Origin of the sequence: Amycolatopsis pittospori (genome assembly GCF_013870525.1) — a bacterium.
Taxonomy (GTDB): domain Bacteria; phylum Actinomycetota; class Actinomycetes; order Mycobacteriales; family Pseudonocardiaceae; genus Amycolatopsis; species Amycolatopsis pittospori.
On record NZ_JACBXD010000002.1, the window covers coordinates 201,516 to 219,685 of the forward strand.

Annotated in this window: 22 protein-coding genes; 12 read left to right on the forward strand and 10 right to left on the reverse strand. The window is 66.1% G+C overall.

Translation table 11 applies throughout. The features are described from left to right. Positions 1 to 62 precede the first annotated feature (62 nt). The 3 genes from H5J31_RS02080 to H5J31_RS02090 all read right to left on the reverse strand — a co-directional run bounded on the left by H5J31_RS02080 (position 63) and on the right by H5J31_RS02090 (position 2,541). Positions 63 to 623 carry a DUF308 domain-containing protein gene (locus H5J31_RS02080; protein ID WP_328701349.1) on the reverse strand — a complete coding sequence of 187 codons (561 nt, stop codon included), beginning with the start codon at positions 621 to 623 and terminating at the stop codon, positions 63 to 65. A gap of 157 nt (positions 624 to 780) precedes the next feature. After that, positions 781 to 1,374, reverse strand: coding sequence for a TetR/AcrR family transcriptional regulator (locus H5J31_RS02085; RefSeq protein ID WP_181770680.1), 594 nt, complete (start codon positions 1,372 to 1,374; stop codon positions 781 to 783). A gap of 57 nt (positions 1,375 to 1,431) precedes the next feature. After that, entirely contained in the window at positions 1,432 to 2,541 is a 1,110-nt protein-coding gene (locus H5J31_RS02090; protein ID WP_181770681.1) for a serine hydrolase domain-containing protein, read from the reverse strand. Positions 2,542 to 2,816: 275 nt separating this feature from the next. On the opposite strand from H5J31_RS02090, the gene H5J31_RS02095 reads away from it, so the two are divergent. Both H5J31_RS02095 and H5J31_RS02100 read left to right on the forward strand, forming a co-directional pair. Continuing rightward, positions 2,817 to 3,347, forward strand: coding sequence for a hypothetical protein (locus H5J31_RS02095; protein WP_181770682.1), 531 nt, complete (start codon positions 2,817 to 2,819; stop codon positions 3,345 to 3,347). A 10-nt stretch (positions 3,348 to 3,357) separates the two neighbouring features. Then, complete coding sequence (locus H5J31_RS02100) at positions 3,358 to 3,798, forward strand: hypothetical protein (RefSeq protein ID WP_236004512.1); 441 nt, start codon at positions 3,358 to 3,360, stop codon at positions 3,796 to 3,798. A 37-nt stretch (positions 3,799 to 3,835) separates the two neighbouring features. On the opposite strand, the gene H5J31_RS02105 is transcribed toward H5J31_RS02100, so the two are convergent. Next, positions 3,836 to 4,255, reverse strand: a complete 420-nt coding sequence (locus tag H5J31_RS02105) for a MarR family winged helix-turn-helix transcriptional regulator (RefSeq protein ID WP_181770684.1) — start codon at positions 4,253 to 4,255, stop codon at positions 3,836 to 3,838. A 56-nt stretch (positions 4,256 to 4,311) separates the two neighbouring features. Here H5J31_RS02105 and H5J31_RS02110 point away from each other — a divergent pair, with 56 nt between their 5' ends. The 3 genes from H5J31_RS02110 to H5J31_RS02120 are packed head-to-tail and all read left to right on the forward strand — an operon-like array spanning position 4,312 to position 6,662. Next, entirely contained in the window at positions 4,312 to 4,836 is a 525-nt protein-coding gene (locus H5J31_RS02110; protein WP_181770685.1) for a DUF6790 family protein, read from the forward strand. 23 nt (positions 4,837 to 4,859) lie between these two features. Beyond that, the gene (locus H5J31_RS02115) at positions 4,860 to 5,507 is read left to right on the forward strand and encodes a TMEM175 family protein (protein WP_181770686.1); all 648 of its coding nucleotides are present in this window, start codon (positions 4,860 to 4,862) and stop codon (positions 5,505 to 5,507) included. Positions 5,508 to 5,540: 33 nt separating this feature from the next. Continuing rightward, positions 5,541 to 6,662 carry an epoxide hydrolase family protein gene (locus tag H5J31_RS02120; protein ID WP_181770687.1) on the forward strand — a complete coding sequence of 374 codons (1,122 nt, stop codon included), beginning with the start codon at positions 5,541 to 5,543 and terminating at the stop codon, positions 6,660 to 6,662. 71 nt (positions 6,663 to 6,733) lie between these two features. Here the strand turns inward: H5J31_RS02120 and H5J31_RS02125 are convergent, their stop codons facing one another. Beyond that, positions 6,734 to 7,567, reverse strand: coding sequence for an enoyl-CoA hydratase/isomerase family protein (locus tag H5J31_RS02125; RefSeq protein WP_181770688.1), 834 nt, complete (start codon positions 7,565 to 7,567; stop codon positions 6,734 to 6,736). 123 nt (positions 7,568 to 7,690) lie between these two features. Here H5J31_RS02125 and H5J31_RS02130 point away from each other — a divergent pair, with 123 nt between their 5' ends. After that, a complete protein-coding gene (locus tag H5J31_RS02130; protein ID WP_181770689.1) occupies positions 7,691 to 8,077 on the forward strand; it encodes a winged helix-turn-helix transcriptional regulator in 387 nt (128 codons plus the stop codon). 582 nt (positions 8,078 to 8,659) lie between these two features. Next, the gene (locus tag H5J31_RS02135; RefSeq protein WP_268879144.1) at positions 8,660 to 9,589 is read left to right on the forward strand and encodes an MEDS domain-containing protein; all 930 of its coding nucleotides are present in this window, start codon (positions 8,660 to 8,662) and stop codon (positions 9,587 to 9,589) included. Between the two features lie 81 nt (positions 9,590 to 9,670). On the opposite strand, the gene H5J31_RS02140 is transcribed toward H5J31_RS02135, so the two are convergent. The 5 genes from H5J31_RS02140 to H5J31_RS02160 are packed head-to-tail and all read right to left on the reverse strand — an operon-like array spanning position 9,671 to position 14,419. Further along, positions 9,671 to 10,330, reverse strand: coding sequence for a DUF6084 family protein (locus tag H5J31_RS02140; protein ID WP_181770691.1), 660 nt, complete (start codon positions 10,328 to 10,330; stop codon positions 9,671 to 9,673). A 3-nt stretch (positions 10,331 to 10,333) separates the two neighbouring features. Continuing rightward, the gene (locus H5J31_RS02145; RefSeq protein WP_181770692.1) at positions 10,334 to 10,978 is read right to left on the reverse strand and encodes a DUF5947 family protein; all 645 of its coding nucleotides are present in this window, start codon (positions 10,976 to 10,978) and stop codon (positions 10,334 to 10,336) included. After that, entirely contained in the window at positions 10,978 to 11,544 is a 567-nt protein-coding gene (locus H5J31_RS02150) for a NifU family protein (protein WP_181770693.1), read from the reverse strand. The genes H5J31_RS02145 and H5J31_RS02150 overlap by 1 nt, the downstream gene beginning before the upstream one ends. A gap of 7 nt (positions 11,545 to 11,551) precedes the next feature. Beyond that, positions 11,552 to 13,324: a nickel-dependent hydrogenase large subunit gene (locus H5J31_RS02155; protein WP_181770694.1), complete on the reverse strand. Its 1,773-nt coding sequence runs from the start codon at positions 13,322 to 13,324 to the stop codon at positions 11,552 to 11,554. A gap of 18 nt (positions 13,325 to 13,342) precedes the next feature. Next, entirely contained in the window at positions 13,343 to 14,419 is a 1,077-nt protein-coding gene (locus H5J31_RS02160; RefSeq protein WP_181770695.1) for an NADH-quinone oxidoreductase subunit B family protein, read from the reverse strand. A 340-nt stretch (positions 14,420 to 14,759) separates the two neighbouring features. Here H5J31_RS02160 and H5J31_RS02165 point away from each other — a divergent pair, with 340 nt between their 5' ends. The 5 genes from H5J31_RS02165 to H5J31_RS02185 form a co-directional block, all read left to right on the forward strand. Then, a complete protein-coding gene (locus H5J31_RS02165) occupies positions 14,760 to 15,263 on the forward strand; it encodes a helix-turn-helix transcriptional regulator (protein WP_328701350.1) in 504 nt (167 codons plus the stop codon). A 270-nt stretch (positions 15,264 to 15,533) separates the two neighbouring features. Continuing rightward, positions 15,534 to 16,091 carry a D-sedoheptulose-7-phosphate isomerase gene (locus tag H5J31_RS02170; protein ID WP_236004516.1) on the forward strand — a complete coding sequence of 186 codons (558 nt, stop codon included), beginning with the start codon at positions 15,534 to 15,536 and terminating at the stop codon, positions 16,089 to 16,091. Further along, a complete protein-coding gene (locus H5J31_RS02175) occupies positions 16,088 to 16,309 on the forward strand; it encodes a HypC/HybG/HupF family hydrogenase formation chaperone (RefSeq protein WP_181770698.1) in 222 nt (73 codons plus the stop codon). Before H5J31_RS02170 ends, H5J31_RS02175 begins: the two co-directional genes overlap by 4 nt. Next, complete coding sequence (locus tag H5J31_RS02180) at positions 16,306 to 17,004, forward strand: D-sedoheptulose-7-phosphate isomerase (protein ID WP_181770699.1); 699 nt, start codon at positions 16,306 to 16,308, stop codon at positions 17,002 to 17,004. Before H5J31_RS02175 ends, H5J31_RS02180 begins: the two co-directional genes overlap by 4 nt. After that, the coding region (locus tag H5J31_RS02185) for a hypothetical protein (RefSeq protein ID WP_181770700.1) at positions 17,001 to 18,170 on the forward strand (1,170 nt) is incomplete at its 3' end. The genes H5J31_RS02180 and H5J31_RS02185, both read left to right, overlap by 4 nt.

The following is an 18,170-nucleotide window of genomic DNA, read 5'->3' on the forward strand; positions in this document are numbered from 1 at the left end:
CGACACGTTTGCCTTACCCCTCAACACCTATCTGTCACCATGTTCTGTCACAGGGGGTGACGTCAGCTTTCCTGGGGAGCGCGGCCGAGACGGATCGCCGAGACCAGGAAGAAGATGCCCCCGACGACGGCGTACCCGGCCACGTTGGTCAGCGAAGGGTTCGCAGCGGAGGCCCCGAGGATGAAGGTGGCGCCCGCCAGAACGGAGATCCCGCCGCTGAGGATCATCGGCCACTGGCCACCCATCTTGCGACGCTTGACCGCCACGACCAGCTGGACCAGTCCGGCGACGATCGCCCAGGCGCCCCACACCCGCAAGACCGCCGGAATGTCCGAAGCCGCGGCGACGGCCAGACCGACCGCGGCGAGCGAACTGATCGCCATGTTCACATACAGGCCGCGAACCGATCCGCCGTCCTTCGCCGAGCGAGCGTCCACAATGGCCGAACCCACGTCGAACAGCGGATAGAGGACGACCAGGACTACGCCCGCCGCACCCAAGCCCGACTTCGTCGTCAGGAACACCAGGACCGCCCACACGATGGCGAACGCGAATCGCACGAAGTACAACCGGCGCAGCGCCGGCGCGAACCCGACGACGGCGGGCGAGTCGACAGTAGTCACGGTGACCCCTTCAGAACGGGAATCTCTTCCCAAGTAGACCGAATGTTCTATCTCATTCAGCATGGACGACCGTGTCATGCCTGTCAAGACCGAACGTTCTATCTCATCAGGAGTGTCCGATGCCCGCCGGCAAGGGGCGCTGTCGCGCGTCCTGGAACTATTTCGAGGCGGAGGTCATCCGGTGCCGCAGAATTCCGTCGACGCCTTGAAGGAACGTGTCGCAGACCTCCGCGGGGTCGGACAGGCAGCCCGACGCCATCGCGCCGTCCCGGAGCAGCATGAAGTGCCGTCCCGCGGGTTCCGGCGAGGTCTCGCCGACCTGCCCGAACTGGTCGGTGACGGCACGCAGGAGCCACTCGCGATGAGCGAGGACGACTTGGTGAACCGGGTGTTCGGGGTCCGGGAACTCGGCGGCGGCGTTGATGAAGGCGCATCCGCGGAACCGGGCCGACCGAATACCCCCGGCGATCGACTCGGCGATGGCTCGCAGTACGTCGGCCGCGGGAAGGCCGCTGGTGAGCGCCTTCCCGATCCCCTCGCGTTCCATCTCGGCGACGCCCTCCAGGTAGGCGACGACGAGCTCGTCCTTACTGGGGAAGTGCCGGTACAGCGTGGCGCGGGTGACCTCCGCCTCCGCGACGATCCGGTCGATCCCCACCGAGTGCACACCCTCGGCATAGAAGATCCGCGTCGCCGTCGCGAGCAGCCTTGTCCGGGCTTCGGAGACTTGGCCTCGAGTCTTGGTCACCATCCGGCCCAGATTAGCAGAGAGAACGATCGGTACCCTGCGCTCTCGTCGCCGGACCGGTCAGCAGAAGACCTCGGTGAGCAGCTTGCGGAACGCGTCGCCGGGGTCGCCCACGGTCGGCGCGCTCGTAGCCGAGAGCTCCAGCCGCTTCGTGGTGTCCGGCGTGGTCAGCAGCTGCGAGGAGTAGCCGGGAATGCCGCCGCCGTGGCCCCATACCTTGGTACCGCACGGCAGGGTCTCCACCTGCAGGCCCAGACCGTACTCGGGACTGACCGCGCTGGTCTTGGCCATCTCCTGCAGCTGCGCGGGCCCGAGCAACCTGCCGCTCGCCAGTGCCACGCCGAACGTGTCCAGGTCGCGGGTCGTGGAGATCATCTCGCCGGCGGCCCACGCGACCGACGGGTTGATGCGGGTGATGTCGTTCGGCTTGCCCGCCACGGTCACGTAGCCGTGGGCGTGCGGGCCCCTGATTTCGACCCTGTCTCCGGGAACCTCGGTGTCGTCGAGGCGTAACGGCTTCAGGATCCGCTGCTCGACAGCCTTCTCGTACGGCCTGCCGGTCAGCTTCTCCACCAGCAGACCCACGACGACGTAGTTGGTGTTCGAGTAGCTCCACCGGGTTCCGGGATCGAAGTCCAGCGGCCTGCCGGTCGAGATCTTCAGCAGATCCTCGGGATTCCAGTGCTTATAGCGGATCTTCTCGAACTCGTCCGGGTCGAGCGGCAACGCGTCGGTGTAGTTGTAGAGACCGCTGGTGTGCTGCAGTAGCTGGCGCGTCGTGATGCGGCCGTCGATCAGACCGGGCAGGTAGCGGACGACCGGCGCGTCCAGGTCGACCCTGCCTTCGCCCGCGAGCTGCAGCAGCACCGTCGACACGAACGTCTTGGTGATGCTGCCGACGCGGAACCGGCCGTTCTCCGGCACCGGGCGGTTCGAATCCAGCTCCGCCTTGCCCGAGCGCGCGGTGAACCGCTGGCGGCCATCGGTCACCCTGGCCTGCACACCGAGCGCTCCCCCGCTCCCGACGACCTGGTCCAGCGCCTCCTGCACGACCTTCCGGTCGGCGTCGGCATCGGCGAGCGCGGTACCCGTCGTGGCGACCAAACCCGCCACGGTGAGCGTGGCCACGAGCTTGATCCTCATCGAAGACCGCGAGAATTTTCTTTGCATAATGAGAAAATCTCCCCTCGAAGCCCGAAGGCCCTCCCCAAAGCGGCGGTCCACCGCCAGACCGGCCCGACGCTAGCGCCCGGCGATCACCGGCCACAGTACCGGAAACGACAACCACTCGAACAGAGCAGAACACCCGGCGTCACCTGATCCGTTCAGCGCATCCTCGTGCACCATCCGCAAACCCGCCCCAGCGTCGTGCGTCCACAGTGGATGGAAGGGACTTTCACGCCTGCTTGCCCCGGCCGTCGACGTGGCTCGAATATGCTGGCCGCGTGTACTCACCGATCCCCATCCTGAACGAGCTGAAAGACCTCTACGATTCGAAGGGCGACTTCCTCGCCGAGGGCTTCGAGTTGTACGGCTACGACGACAAGGGACACTTCCCCCAGGAGTTGAGCGACCCGCAGTTCCTTTCGCGGTTGATTCCCTTCGCCCAGGCGAACGGGACTGGAACGCTGTACGCCATCTGGCGCTCCTCGGACGAGACGGACCTCGCCCTGCTGCCTGTCGTGGCCTTCGGCGACGAGGGTGGTGAAGAGGTCGTCGCCCGCGACTTCCGGGATCTCCTGCGACTGTTGGGTTACGACGCCGAAATCACGGTCGACCACGACTCGGCTTACTACTTCCGTGAGGAAGACGACGACCACAGCGGCTCGCATGCGGCGTTCGTCGAGTGGCTTCGAGAACGTGGCCTGACACCGGCCGAAGACCCGGACGCCCTCGTGGCCGCCGCCCAGGAGGTCCACGGCGAGCGGTTCCGGGCGTGGATCACGCCGTTCTACGAACAAGTCGGCTGGGCCTGAGTCCCCCATGATGGATGAACGGCTACTCGGCCTGTGGTCGGACGAGATCCTGCATCCGAGCAGGGTCGAGTCCGTCGACCTGGCATTCCACGACGACGGCACCGGATGGCTCTACTGGTCGAGCTGGAGCACCGAGTTCTCGGTCGCCCGCTACACCTGGACGACCACCGCCGAGAAGAACCTCGGCCTGCGATTCCACCGCACTCTCGGCGGCACGTGGTCCGTCGACGACGACATCACCCACCATCACGTCGAAGCGGACGAGCAGGAAGAGTCCGCGGTCGACGTCGGCTACGACATCGCACCCGGCGAAGATCCCTTCGGCAACCCGATCACCCTGCTCATCCTGGCCCGGCCGTTGCACGGCCACCTCGCCGGTTCCCGATTCGGCCGGGTCGAGAATCCGCGGTCACTCGACGATCCGACCGCCGACGCTCCGCGCCGGGCCTAGCCTGTGCCCCCTCGCCTCCCGGCAGCCCAGGCGGACCTCAGTCGGTCGCGAGGATTTCGGCCAGCCGAAGGGTGTCTTCGAGGTAACGCTCATAAGGGAAGCCGGCCGCGATGAGGCCCTCACGGAACTCGTCGTAGAGCGGTTTTCCCGCGACATGGAAGGCTTTCCGGCCGAGCTCGGTAAGCCGGACCAGTCGGCGCCGCGCGTGTTCCGGGTCGACGGTGATCCGCACCAGACCGTCCGCTTCGAGTGGCCGCAAGGCCCGGCTGATCGCCGGATCGGAGATCGACAGCGCTTGGGCGAGCCGATGCTGCGTCGTCGGCTCGATTTCCTCGAGTGTGCCCAGGAGCCGCATCTGACTGTAGGTCAGACCGTCCGGGTCATCGGCGCGCCGCCGGGTCGCTTCGCCCATCAGCATGACCACGCGGTGCAGCAGGTCTGCGAGTCCGTCATCCACGACCTCACCATACCAGAGTCTTGACTTGTTAATATTAACCAGTTAAGACTGTTGCCATGGACAACCTCGCTTACCTCGCCCAATCCGCCTTCCCGCTGGTCTGGATCGTCGTGCCCGCCGTCGGGGCCTTCCTCCGAGCCCGCCACGCGACGTCACCTCAAGAACGGCTCGAGATCTGGCAGCGCTGGTGGGCCATCGGCGCCTTCGGCTGCGGCAGCCTCTGGATGACGGTCGCGTTCCTGGCCTTCCCGGACGTCATGGCCACGGCGATCGGCTTCGATCGGACGCCGTTCATGTTCGAGATCGCCTTCGCCAACCTCGCACTGGCCGTCATGGGCTTCCGGGCCGCCTCGGCGTCCGCGCGCGAGCGCATCACCATCGGCCTCGGTGGCGGGATGTTCCTCTGGGGAGCCGCGATCGGCCACGTCTACCAATGGTTCGCGGGCGGTGACCACTCCCCCGGCAACACCGGCGGGGTCCTCGTCAACGACATCCTGATCCCGGCGGTCATGATCATCCTGGCCGTGCGCTCCCGGCGGCTCGTGGCCGCTCCACGACCGGCCGCGGAATTCGCCGCCTGACACCGCGGGAGCTGATCCTCACCATGACGACAGCGACCGGCCCCGCCGACGCGAGCGGGCAGACGCGCGCGGCCGCCGCCGAGCGGCTCACCATCTTCGTCGACGCGGTGATCGCGATCGCGCTCACCTTGCTGGCCTTGGATCTCCCCATCCCCCGAGGCGACACCACCAACGCCATGCTGAGCTCGATCTCGGCCCACGGCAAGGAGTACCTCGCCTTCGCGCTCAGCTTCGTGGTGATCGCCGCCCACTGGCGCGCCCACCACGAGATCTTCCCCCATGTCCGCTCTGTGAGCAGCCGCCTGATCAGCCTCACCCTGGGCTGGTTGTTCATGCAGGTCCTGATGCCGTTCGCGACGCGGGTGCTCACCGCCGAGGGAGCGTTCCCGCTCCGGTTCAGCCTGTACGCGATGGTGCAGGTTCTGGCCTCCGCGTCGTTCGCGCTGATCATCCGGGAGATCCGGCGCGAACACCTGTACCGGACCGACGGCCCACCCAGGGTCTTCGCCCAAAGCCTGCTGCGCAGCGTCTGCTTGGCCGCCGTGTTCGGGATTTCGATTCCGGTCTCGTTCCTGACCGGCGACGCCGGCGCGTACCTGTGCTGGCTCCTGGCACCGATCGCACTCGCCGTCGCCCGCCGCGTGCAGGACCGCAAGCAGTCCGACACCTGACCAAGAACCCCTTGACCGGTAAGGAGCCTTGCCATGTCCGCCGAACCATTCGAGGTCAGCATCACCGAAGCCGAGATCACGGATCTGCGCGAACGCTTGCGACGGACGCGATGGCCGGAGCGCGAGCCGGTGGACGACTGGTCACAGGGCTTGCCGCTGGCGTATGCGCACGAGCTGTGCCGCAGCTGGGCCGAGGACTACGACTTCGGGTTCGCCGAGCGGCTGAACGTCTTCCCGCAGTACCGCGACACCATCGACGGGCTGGGCATCCACTTCCTGCACGTCCGCTCGCCGGAACCGGACGCCTTCCCGCTCGTGCTCACGCACGGCTGGCCGGGTTCGGTGCTGGAGTTCCTGAAGGTGCTCGGCCCGCTGACCGACCCGCGCTCGCACGGCGGTGACCCGGCGGACGCGTTCCACGTGGTCGCGCCGTCGTTGCCCGGGTACGGCTGGAGTGACAAGCCGTCGACGACCGGATGGGGCATCACGCGCATCGCGCGCGCCTGGGACACGTTGATGGTCTCGCTGGGGTACGAACGGTACGGCGCGCAGGGCGGCGACTGGGGTTCGGCGGTGTCCGGCACACTGGGCGAGGTGGCACCCGGGCGGGTCGCCGGCGTGCACCTGAACCTGGGATCCGTGGCGGCAGGCACGTTCGACGACCCGACGCCCGCGGAGCTGGTGAATCTCGAGGCCGAGAAGGAGTTCCAGCGCACCGGCCGGGGGTACTCGGCGATCCAGGCGACCCGGCCGCAGACGCTCGGCTACGGCCTCACCGACTCTCCGGCGGGTCAGGCTGCCTGGATCGCCGAGAAGTTCCGGGAGTGGACGGACAACGACGGCCATCCCGAGGACGCGTTGTCGCGGCAGACGATCCTCGACGAGATCTCCGTTTCTTGGTTCACCGCGTCGGCCACGTCGTCGGCGCGCCTGTATTGGGAGAGCTTCGCCGACTTCCGGGACAAGGTGACCGCGCCATCCGGGCTGTCGGTCTACCCGCGAGACATAACCCGCCCGTCGAGGCGGGAGGCCGAGCTGCGGTTCACCGACCTGCGCTGGTTCGAGGAGCTGCCGCATGGTGGCCACTTCGCCGCGCTGGAGCAGCCCGAGTCGCTGGTCGAGCAGGTGCGCGGGTTCTTCCGCCTGTTCCGCTGACTGTCCGGCTCGGCGAGGGACTCGATGGTCAGGTTCGGCCAAGGTCCCGCACTTCGACGACTACGCGGGAGCTACCCGGCCAGCCCGCGGAGCAAGCCCTCCAGATCGCGTTCGCCGTCGCGGGTCTGGGCACCGTGGGCCAGTCCGCCTCGGATCAACCGTTCGGCCGCGGGCGCGGCGATCTGACCCGCCCAAGCGTCGTGTTCACGCAGGAAACCCTCGGCCAGGTCAGCGGGGACGAGGGCGCGTTTGGCCGCGGCGACCACACCCTCGGGCAGTGCGGCGATGTTGCGGGCCAGGCGGTCGACGACGTCGTCGAGCTCATCGGCGGGGACGGCCCGGTTGACCCAGCCGTAGCGTTCGGCGGTCTGCGCGTCGTGCAGTTCGGCACCGAGCACCACCTCCAGAGCGCGGTTGCGGCCGATCCGGCCGGCGAGGTACTGGGTGCCGCCGCCCCCGGGGACGATGCCCATCAGGGCCTCGACCTGGCCGATCCCGGCGCGACCGATCGCCGCGAATGCCATGTCCGCCGCCGTGACGAACTCCGCCCCGCCGCCGCGTGCCAGACCGGCGAGCTTGACGATCGTCACCTGGGGCTGGTGCCGGAGCATCTCCCCGAGGGCCTGGAAGACGTTGAGACCGTCGGGTGTGTCGACCGCGAGCTCGTCGAAGGCGTCCGGCGCGTCGACGAGCGCCATGTCGACGTGGGCGATGAAGAAGTCCGGATCGGCGCTGTCGAACACGATCACCCGGACCGAGTCGTCGTCCCGCAGCCCGGTCAACAACCGCCGCAGGTCAGCCATGAGGGCGACGTCCAGGACGTTCACCGGCGGGTTGTCGAGGGTGACACGGGCGACACCGGCGTCGTGGCTCACTCGAAGGGTCGCGTAGGCGTCGTGGTGCACGAAGAATCTCCGATCAGTACCTGTCAGGCAGCTAAGTTCCTGATGTATACCTAGGCTGAAGCGGCGGCAGACCGGCGTCAATAACGCACTTTCGGCATCGCAAGGATCGTGGAGGATACCGACATGACCACTCCCGGCACCGACACGGACGTCGTCTACCGGGCCGACTGCCCCAGCCGCCCGATCCTCGACCAGATCGCCGACAAGTGGTCGATGATGGTGATGACCGTCCTCGACAGGCCCCACCGGTTCAACGCCATCAAGCGCCGCCTCGAAGGCGTGACCCAGCGGGTCCTGACCCAGACCCTGCGCCGCCTGGAGCGCAACGGGATGATCGAACGGCGCGTGCTGCCGACCTCACCGGTCGGAGTCGAGTACTCCCTTACCCCGCTCGGCGAATCCCTGCGCGAACCCTTCGGCCACCTGTACGACTGGACGACCGCCCACGCGGACGAAATCCAGAAGTGCCAGCAGGGCTACGACGAGCGTCATCACGCCGACCGATCGTAGTCCGCCACCCGGTGCGCCCCACCTTCTGAACACCGGCTCGCCAGCCGCGAACTCAGGCACTGACCCGGCCTGACCGCCGGTGTCGTGGATGAATTCGCGAAAAGCCGACAATGGGACAAATCAAGTGACGCCGGCGAAATGGCCTTCACCGCCGCATCAATTCGCCAGGGACACAAGTGTCCGTCGACGGAAACCCTGGACATTACTGACTCTGCGCATCGGCACCGACTGCTCGACGACCTCGAAACCGCCACTCTCACCTCGGGTTTCAGGTGCCACCACCTGAAAGTCAGGGCAGCCCTGACACGCCTGACCAGCAGCAGAAGGAAAAACGCACAACCGGACGTCGTGGCAGACATAAATGGGGATCGACCAGTGTGTTCCGAACGAATAACGTTGACGTCGATCACGTAGGCGAAACACCCCCTCCCAGAACGGCGAATAATCCGGGTTGCCGCCATTCGCCCATGAACCGATGAGGACCACGAGACCATGCGAGCAACGGCCAAGAGCAGACCGAGACCTCCGTCAACGCTCCGCGCACCGGCATCTCTCCCGCTGAAGGGACAGCCGTCACCGGGTTTGCGTCATCAAGGCTGCATCTACAGCACCGATGCGGAATTCCTCGCCATGGCCCTGCCGTTCGCGGTGGAGGGTCTCCGTCAGGAGGACCCGGTGCTGGTCGCCACGACGGCGCGCAACATGGAACTGCTTCGCGACGCGCTGGGCTCCGACGCCGACAGGATCGAGTATGCCGAGTCGGCGAGTTTCGGCCGACGGCCGTCGCAGTGGGCCGACGCGCTCCGTGGGCATTGGATGAACGGCCGACCCGGCGGCTCGACGGGCGCCGTCCGCGTCATCGCCGAGCCCTGCTGGGAGGGGCGGTCAAGGCGAGAGATCGCGGCCTGGCACCGGATGGAGGCAGGCCTTGACGTGTCACTGGCCGGCACCGGGATCTGGCTGGTCTGCCCCTACGACACAAGAGTCGTCGACAGCGGCATCGTCGAAGGCGCTCACCGCACTCACCCCCAGTGCGCGGTGGGGCGAAGAGCCGAACCTTCCGCGCGATTCATCGTGCCGGAGGAGTTCGCCGGATCCCATACGGCGATGCAGACCCTCGACAGCGTCACCGACCTGTTCCGCTTCGAAGGAGACCTGGTCGCCGTACGCCGGTACGTGCTGAATCGCGCCGCACCGATCTTGGTCGCCGAGACCACCGTGGCGATGTTCGACATCGCCGTCGGCGCGGTACTCGACAACCTGCTCAATCGCGGCGTCGACCGGGTGGCCGTCTGGGTACGACCGGTGGCCGGCCGCGTCCTGTGCACGCTGCACTGTGACCAGCCACTGGACATCCGGCCGTATCCGGATCCGCGGTCGCCGAATCCGGCGCGGCTGGACGACAGTCTGCGGATGACCGACCGGCTTTGCGAATGGCTCGAGATCAGCTCGGGCCCCTCGGGCTGCACCATCGAACTGGCCATGGCGGGGCAGCGGCTTTCCCGCCCTTGACCTGCCCGCGGACAGTTCTGTCCGATGGGCGGCTCGGCCTGTCCTGGCCCTGGCCGAGCCGTCCGGGCGTACCCGACCGTCTCACGGTTTCCCGGGCGGCGTCTGGTCTCCGGCGTCCGCGCCGTTCACCAGGGCCGCGACGGTGTCGTTCCAGGTGGGCAACGCGTGACGTGACTTGTAGCGCTGCAACGCGGCCAACGTCTCCCGGTCGAGTCGCAACCAAGCGCTGCCGGGGAAATGGAGATCGACGGTCTCCCGCCACACGTTCACCGGGAGACCGAAGGACGTCTCCTTGCTCCACGGCACCTGCTCTGCTGACAACCGTCCGTCACGCTTGCCGAAGACAGTGCCGCTGAACAGCAACAGCAGCGGGATGACACCGTCGGTGACGGAGTTGAAGTACTTGGCCGAGGCGATCTCGAGGTCGTAGGTGACCGGCACCGGCAGTTCGAGTGTGGTGCTCCCGGTGAATCCCGGCACCATGGCGGACACCGTGAGGAACTGCAGCGGCTTCACGGTCTCGGCCCACCGGCCGGTGTCTCCGAACAGATCGTGCAACTGCTCGGCCTCTTCCGCCGAGTAGCGCCGCCGATGCGGTTCGATCCGGATCTGGCAGCGCAGCGCGATCGCCTCCACCCGTTCACCGCCGGTCTCGGTGATCCGCAGCCGGAGGGTGAGGCTCGGTACGACGCCGTAGCGTTCGGGCTCGGCACCGACACAGTCGAAGGCCAGCTCGGCCACGCTTCACTCCCCCGCCAAGAACTGCCGGGACGCAGCCCGGATGTCGCCGAAGAACGCGTCGATGTGCTCGTGCGCCTCCTGGCCTCCGTCGAAGCCCTTCCAGTACCTCCGCACCGTGCCGACCAGCCGATAGCAGACGTCTATCGGAACGAGGTAGGTCTCGATCCGGTCGTCGGTGCGGTGGATCAGGATCGCCTCGACCTCGGACTCCGCCGCCGCCAGCAAGGGATGTGCCGCCGTCAGACCGGCCCAGGCGTCCAGGTTCAGCAGGCACTCGGTCGCACCCGCCGGGCTGGGATAGAACGCTTCGGTGCCCTCGGCTCCGCGCACCAGGAAGGCCACGCCCACCGGGATGCCGAGGCCTTCCCAGTCGGCCCTCGTCACCGTGCGTTCGTCGTCGCGCAGATAGCGGTCCGGCACTGCCCGGTACCTGCCACCGCCCGCCTCCGGAACGGTGAACAGCAGGAAACAGGCACGGCAGACGCACTGAAGGGAACGGTGCCCGGTATCGACCACGTGACCGTGCCACTCTCCGGTCGGCTGGGCGCACAGTTCGCAGCCGTCCTCTTGCGGGTGCGACGACCGAGGAGACACCGGAGCGGGCTCGGCGGCACCGACGAAGCGCCGCAGGCCGGCTTTCCGGATCATCACGGCACCGCCTTCGGCGCCGGGCTCCACTCCGCTCGGGCAGGCTCGGGGGCGTTCCATCCCGGAGGCGGCCCCATGCCGATCTGGAGCACTGTGACCGGTTCCGGGACGCTGACGCCGTCGACCACGACACCGGCGATCTCGGGCGCCGCCTGGGCGATGGCGCCCTCGATCGCCGTTTTCACGGTCAGCGTCGAGGACGGGCAGCCCTGGCAGTTGCCTTCCAGCCGCAGCTTGGCCATCCCGTCCTCGTCGACGCCGAGGTACTCGACCCCGCCGGCGTGCGAGCCGAGATAGGGCCGGACCTCGTCGAGCGCCCGCTGGATCCGGGTGTCGACGTCGACCGGGTGCAGGTCGTGCAGCAGGAACAGACTGCCGACGAGGTCGTCATCGGTAAGGCGGAACAAGGTTCCCCTGTCCACGAGCGCGGCGACCCGTTCCAGGCCTTCGCCGTACATCCCGACCAGCAGCCGGATCAGCTCCTCCGCGATCTCCTTGCCACGGACATCCGGGATCTCGCGAAGCAGTGTTTCGATCCTGTCCCCGATGTCGGCCGTTGTCGACATCCGGTCATCACTCCTGGTATTCGGCGTTGAAGGCATGGGGCGTGTGGTACTTCGTGATCTCCTTGCCCGCCCCGACCGACATGTGCACGCCGCACGGCAGGCAGGGATCGAAACTTCGCACCGCGCGCATGATGTCGATGCCCTTGAAGTTCTCCGGCGGGTTCTCCTCGAAGATCGGCGTGTTCTGCACGGCGTCCTCATACGGGCCCGGCGTGCCGTAGGTGTCACGGACACTGCCGTTCCACGGCGTCGGTGGGTACGGGTGATAGTTCGCGATCTTCCCGCCCTTGATCACCATGTGATGCGACAGCGCACCGCGGACGGCCTCGGTGAACCCGACACTGGCGGCCTCCTCCGGGACGACGAACTTCTCCCACGTCTTCGTGTTCCCACCACGGATCTCGGCCAAGGCCTTCTCCGCGAAGTGCAGGGCCATCCCGGCGGCATAAGCCTGGAAATAGCTTCTCGCACGGTTTCGTTCCAACGCGTTGCTCCATTGTGGAATCTTCCACTCGAAGCTCACCGCGGGTTTCAAAGCCGTTCTGGGCAGGTTGATCTCTACACTGTGCCCGGTCGACTTCACATAATCCGTATCGACCAGTCCCGCCAACGCCGTCACCCACAGGCGGGCCAGTGGGCCGCCGCCGGTGTCGAGGGCGAGGTGGTCCTTGCCGTCGAACCAGCGCGGCGACATCGTCCACGAGTACTTGTCGTCGAAGTCGCGTTTCGCCGGCCGCGGAATGGTGTGCTGGTTCCACGGATGCCGCCGATCCACCGGATTGCCCAGCGGATCCCGCTTCACGAACATCTCCTGATCCTCCCAGTCCTCGTAGAACGAGTGACCGAGCAGAATCCGGATCCCCAAGTTGATGTCCACCAGGCTCGTCGTGACAAGCTTCCCGTCCACCACCACCCCCGGGGTCACGAACATCTTCCGACCCCAGCTCTCCATGTTCTCGTAGCTGAAGTCGCAGTGATCGGGGTCGTTGAGGCTGCCCCAGCAACCGAGCAGGATCCGCCGCTGCCCGACCTTCTCATACCCGGGCAGGGCCTCGTAGAAGAAGTCGAACAGGTCGTCGTGCATCGGAACGACCTTCTTCATGAACTCGACGTACCGCATCAACCGGGTCAGATAATCGGTGAACAACTGCACCGTCGCCACCGTCCCCACCCCACCCGGATACAACGTCGACGGATGCACATGCCTGCCCTCCATCAAGCAGAACATCTCCCGGGTATAGCGGGAGACGTGCAACGCCTCACGGTAGAACTCGCCCTCCAGCGGATTCAGCGACCGCATGATGTCACCGATCGTCCGCATCCCATGCTCAGCAGCATGCGGAGACTCGGTCCGGTTCGCCAGCTCCAGCACCCCCGGATTGGTCTCAGCCACCATCCGCTCGCAATAATCCACCCCGACCAGGTTCTCCTGGAAGATGTTGTGATCGAACATGTACTCCGCGGCCTCACCGAGATTGATGATCCACTCACCCAGATGCGGCGGCCGCACCCCGTAAGCCATGTTCTGGGTGTACACCGAACACGTCGCGTGATTGTCCCCGCAGATCCCACAGATACGACTCGTGATGAAATGCGCGTCCCGAGGATCCTTACCCTTCATGAAAATGCTGTAACCACGGAAGATCGACGACGTGCTATGACACTCCACGACCTCCTTCTTCGCGAAATCGATCTTCGTGTAGATACCGAGACTGCCCACGATCCTGGTGATCGGATCCCACGCCATCTCCACCAGGCCTGAGGTCCGTTTGTCAACCATCGATGAATCTCGCTCCGTTCACCAGTTCGATTTATAGCCGCTAGTCAGGGAATCTCCCTTGTGCCGCCACTTCGGTTCCTCATCGGCGGTCTTCTTCGTGAAGCCGCGCAGCGCGCGGATCACCGTCCCGTAAGCCGTACTCGCCGCGGCCGCCGGCTTCGACCCCGGCGGCTCGTCCATGAACGGCATGAACTTGTCCGGGAAGCCCGGCATCGTGCACGCGATGCAGATCCCGCCGACGTTCGGGCAACCGCCGACACCGTTGATCCAGCCACGCTTCGGGACGTTGCACTTCACCACCGGACCCCAGCAACCCAGCTTCACCAGACACTTCGACGAGCCGTAGTCGACCGCGAACTCGCCCTGCTCATAGGAACCCGCTCTGTCACAGCCCTCATGAACGGTCGCGCCGAACAGCCACTGCGGGCGCAGCGCCTCGTCGAGAGGGATCATCGGCGCCTGCCCCGCGGCCTGGAACAGCAGGTAGAGGATCGTCTCGGACAGGTTGTCCGGGTGGGTCGGGCAGCCGGGGACACAGACGATCGGGATGCCCGCCTTCGAACGCCAATCCCAGCCGAGATAGTCCGGCACACCCATCGCACCCGTCGGATTCCCCGCCATCGCGTGGATACCGCCATACGTCGCGCACGTGCCCACCGCCAGCACCACCAAAGCCTTCGGCGCCAACCGGTCCAGCCACTCACTGGTCGTCATCGGCTGCCCCGTCGCGGGGTTGTTGCCGAACCCGCACCAATAGCCCTCGGACTTGATCTTCTCGTTGGGAACCGAACCCTCCACGACCAGCACGAAGGGGTCGAGCTCACCACGGTCGGCCTTGTGCCACCACTCGATGAACGTGTCGGCACCGGTCTCCGGCCCGCACTCGAAATCGAGCAACGGCCAGTGCAGCGCCACCTTCGGGAGACCCGGCAACGCCCCCAGCATGATGTCCTCGATGCTCGGCTGGGTCGCCGCCGTCAAGGCGACCGAATCACCGTCACAACCGAGACCACCGTTCATCCACAGGATATGCACGACAGGTTCGTCGGGTTCCCCTGCCTTCGAAGCTCCCACTGCCCTGTCGGCCGTGGTCATCGATGATTACCTCCTAGCAGGCGGCTTGGCCGCCTCAAGACGGGCTGACGAGCAATGAGAATGGTGAAAGACCGACAAGACGGCCGCTGGATCAGAGAGAATTAATCACTGGGAAGATCGGCATTCACGGTTCCGACCGGAGACACCGTAGACCCCGCGCGTATGCAGCACAAGGACACTACGGTCCGAGCACCGGACACAACTGTCCTTTCCGGTAACCCGGTCCGCCTCTGGGGAGCCCACGGTTTCCCCTGTACGCTGTCCCGACCTGGCAGACGGGCGGGTTCACGTGGAAGTTCCGGAATTTCCAGACCAAAGGACACCCATTGAGCTTCTTCCGGTGGTCGTTCTTTCCAAGATCTTTCCGGCTCGACCTTCGTCGATCCCGGACATCCGCGAATTCGTCCGGCATTCCCTCTCGGACTCGCCACTCACCGACCAGGCCAACCGTGAGGTGAGCCAGACGGTGTTCCGCGCGCTACTCGACGCCGCCGGACCGACCGGCTCGATCCAGATCTCGTTCCGGATCTTCCCGGAGCATGTCGAGGTCGACGTTCTCCATTCACACACCGGACAACCCGGCGAGCCCACTCTTGAGCAGGTCAGCGAGCTGGAAGCCACCATGCCGCCGCCTCCCGCGCAGGCAACGCATCCCGGGCAGCCGGCGAGCTTCTCCGAGTGGATGGCCGGCGCCCTGAGCCGAGAGGGGCTCACACAGGAGGCTGCCGCCCGGCAGCTCGGAGTCTCGGTGAAGACGGTGGGACGCTGGCTGGGAGGCGAGACCGAGCCGCGGATGCGGGACCTGCGCCGACTGCAAGAACGCTTCGGTCAGCCACCGCTGTGATATCGCCGATCGGTTGTCTCGCGTCACCGAGATGCCCGATTGACGGATCGGTGACGGCGGCGAACACTAGTGCCTCATTCAGCAGAGGTGGCGACCAACGCCCACGAATTTCCCTGAGGCTCGAAGTAGATCTTGATCATCGGTGAATTTCACACCGAACGGAACCGCCTGCCCGTCCTAAACCAATTAAGGAATCCGGTCTTGACAGAACCGTCGCGCTCCGGCGGCGTCAATGTTCTCGAAGCATTCGTCGATCGTCGTATCCGACCCTTGAATGATCTCGCCGAGCACGCCGCGGACATCGCGCACGCCTGCCACGGTATGGCCGCCAGATTCCACCGCGGCGGGAAACTGCTGATATTCGGCAACGGCGGCCCGAGTACCGACGCCCAACACGTCGCCGTCGAGTTCGTGCATCCCGTAATCGTGGGCAAACGGGCCTTACCTGCCCTTTCCCTGACTTCCGACGTCGCCACGCTCACCGGGATCGCCAACCGTGAAGGCCTGGCCGAAGTCTTCGCGCACCAGATCCGCTTCCTCGCGGACCCACAGGACATCGCACTCGCGCTGTCCACCCAGGGAAACTGCGTCAACGTCTTGCGTGGCCTCGGGCAGGCCCGCGAGCTCGGGATGCTGACCGTCGCGCTGACCGGCGGCGACGGTGGCGTCATCGCCGATTACCACGCCGCCGACCACGTGCTGATCGCCTCCTCCACCGACCCCAGAGTGGTCAAAGAGGTACACGTGACGATGTACCACCTTCTCTGGGAGTTCGTCCACGTCCTTGTCGAACGGCCCGGTGTGCTCGAAAAGGACGCGACCGCTTGAACATCCCGGAATGCCGTGACGACGTCTGCCTGACCTGCTCCGACTCCGCGAGCCCCGTTACCATCCTCCGCCTGCTCGAAGAGGAACTCGCCGTCGTGAGCGGGGTCGACGGCGGCGAAGAGCAAGTGAGCATCGCACTGGTCACCGCACAGGTGGGCGACACCATCCTGGTGCACGCCGGCGAGGCGATCGCACTCGTGAGGACTGATGGCCGATGAAGCGGAGTGACGAATCCCCAGCGCCCACACCGGACATCCAGTCACTCTACCCATTCCTGTACTCGGATTCGTCCGACATCGACGCGGTATTCGAGCAGGTCCGCAAGTCCACAAGAGACAAAGCACGGGAGATCGTCGAGCTGCGAAAGTCGGTCTTCGACCGTGACGGCGGGCGTCTGCTGGAATGCACCGCGGCGATGGCCCGGCGATTCGCCGACGGCGGACGTCTCCTCGCCTTCGGCAACGGTGGAAGCTCCACCGACGCGCAAGATCTGGCCTCGCTCTTCCTCAGTCCGGCGCCTGGGCCCGGCGGCGCCTTTCCCCCGCTGCCGGCCTTCGCGCTGACCAACGACGTCGCGGTGATCACCGCACTGAGCAACGACGTCGGCTTCGACGTGGTGTTCGCCCGGCAGATCGCGGCCTTCGCGAGACCTCGCGATGTGGTGGTCGGCCTGTCCACCAGCGGCAATTCCCCCAATCTGCTCCGGGCGTTCGACGAGGCGAAGAAGCAAGACCTGCTCACGATCGGCATCGCGGGCTACGACGGCGGCAAGATGGCCGAGCTGGACAGCGTCGACCATCTGTTCGTGGTGCCGTCACCGTCGGTACATCGCGTCCAAGAAGCGCAGACCACGCTGTACCACGCGTTGTGGGAGCTGACCGTCACCTACCTCAGGGAGCGGACGAAACCGTGACGAGCTCCCTGAACCGGGCCAGGGCGGTGGCCGACGCCGTTCTGTACGAGGGCTACCTCCTGTATCCGTACCGCGCGTCGGCCGCGAAGAACCAGGTTCGCTGGCAATGGGGTGTGCTGATGCCCGAGTCCTACGCGGGCGACGAAATCGGCGAACATGCTTGTGCCCAGGCCGAACTGATCGCGGAACCGCCCGCGCAGGGCGTACTCCACCTCCGGTTGCGGTTCCTGCAACTGCAGAAACGGGTCGTCGAGACGAGCGATGAGCCGGTGCCTTCGCTGACCGTCGACGACGTCGAATACACCACGTGGGACGAAGCCGTCGAGCGCGAGTTCGAGACCGTGCTCCCCTTCAGCGTCCTGCTCCGGGGAACGGCTGTTCCGTTCCAAGTGGACGGTGGCGAAGACGTCGAGCCGATCGTAGGCCGTGACGACGCACGGCTGGTGCGTCGTCGTGCCGGTCTGCGAGGAGAGCTACGAATCCAAGGCCACGCGTTACCAGGGCCGTTCGGCGGCGTGAAACTGCGAGTGCGTGTCCACAACAGGTCTCACTGGGACGTCGGGGGCGCCGGACGGAACGAGGCGCTGGCCCATGCGATGATCGCCGCCCATGTGCTGCTCTCGATACCGGACGGGGCCTTCCTTTCCCTGACCGATCCGCCTGAGTGGGCTTCGCTGGTGACGAAGGAGTGTGTCAACGAGCGTCTGTGGCCGGTGCTCGTCGGGCGCGACACCGTTTTGTGTTCGCCGATCATCCTCTCCGACCATCCGGAAATCGCCGAGCAGAGCCAGGGTCCGCTCTACGACGGGTTGGAGATCGACGAGATCCTGACCCTGCGCACCATGACGTTGACCGATGAGGAGAAACGTCAGGCGCGCGCGACGGATGCTCGTGCCGCCGAGATCATCGACAGGGTCGACGGGATGCCGCCGGAGTTGCTGGATCGGTTGCACGGCACCATCCGGTACCTGCGCACGATCACCGGTGAGGAGCCGGTCGACGTTTCCGTAGTGACGGAGCCGCCATGGTGGGATCCGGAAGCGGACGCGTCGATGTCACCGGAGACCGACACCGTGACCGTGGCCGGGGTCGCGATCGGCAAGGGCAGCCGGGTCCGGTTGCGGCCGGTGAAGCGGGCTGACGCGCATGACATGTTCCTGGCGGGC

Coding starts and splice junctions, on each gene's coding strand:
- H5J31_RS02085 (WP_181770680.1), bottom strand. CDS start 1,374: ATGGTGACCAAGACTCGAGGCCAAGTCTCCGAAGCCCGGACAAGGCTG.
- H5J31_RS02090 (WP_181770681.1), bottom strand. CDS start 2,541: ATGCAAAGAAAATTCTCGCGGTCTTCGATGAGGATCAAGCTCGTGGCC.
- H5J31_RS02100 (WP_236004512.1), top strand. CDS start 3,358: ATGGATGAACGGCTACTCGGCCTGTGGTCGGACGAGATCCTGCATCCG.
- H5J31_RS02110 (WP_181770685.1), top strand. CDS start 4,312: ATGGACAACCTCGCTTACCTCGCCCAATCCGCCTTCCCGCTGGTCTGG.
- H5J31_RS02115 (WP_181770686.1), top strand. CDS start 4,860: ATGACGACAGCGACCGGCCCCGCCGACGCGAGCGGGCAGACGCGCGCG.
- H5J31_RS02120 (WP_181770687.1), top strand. CDS start 5,541: ATGTCCGCCGAACCATTCGAGGTCAGCATCACCGAAGCCGAGATCACG.
- H5J31_RS02130 (WP_181770689.1), top strand. CDS start 7,691: ATGACCACTCCCGGCACCGACACGGACGTCGTCTACCGGGCCGACTGC.
- H5J31_RS02145 (WP_181770692.1), bottom strand. CDS start 10,978: ATGATCCGGAAAGCCGGCCTGCGGCGCTTCGTCGGTGCCGCCGAGCCC.
- H5J31_RS02150 (WP_181770693.1), bottom strand. CDS start 11,544: ATGTCGACAACGGCCGACATCGGGGACAGGATCGAAACACTGCTTCGC.
- H5J31_RS02155 (WP_181770694.1), bottom strand. CDS start 13,324: ATGGTTGACAAACGGACCTCAGGCCTGGTGGAGATGGCGTGGGATCCG.
- H5J31_RS02160 (WP_181770695.1), bottom strand. CDS start 14,419: ATGACCACGGCCGACAGGGCAGTGGGAGCTTCGAAGGCAGGGGAACCC.
- H5J31_RS02180 (WP_181770699.1), top strand. CDS start 16,306: ATGAAGCGGAGTGACGAATCCCCAGCGCCCACACCGGACATCCAGTCA.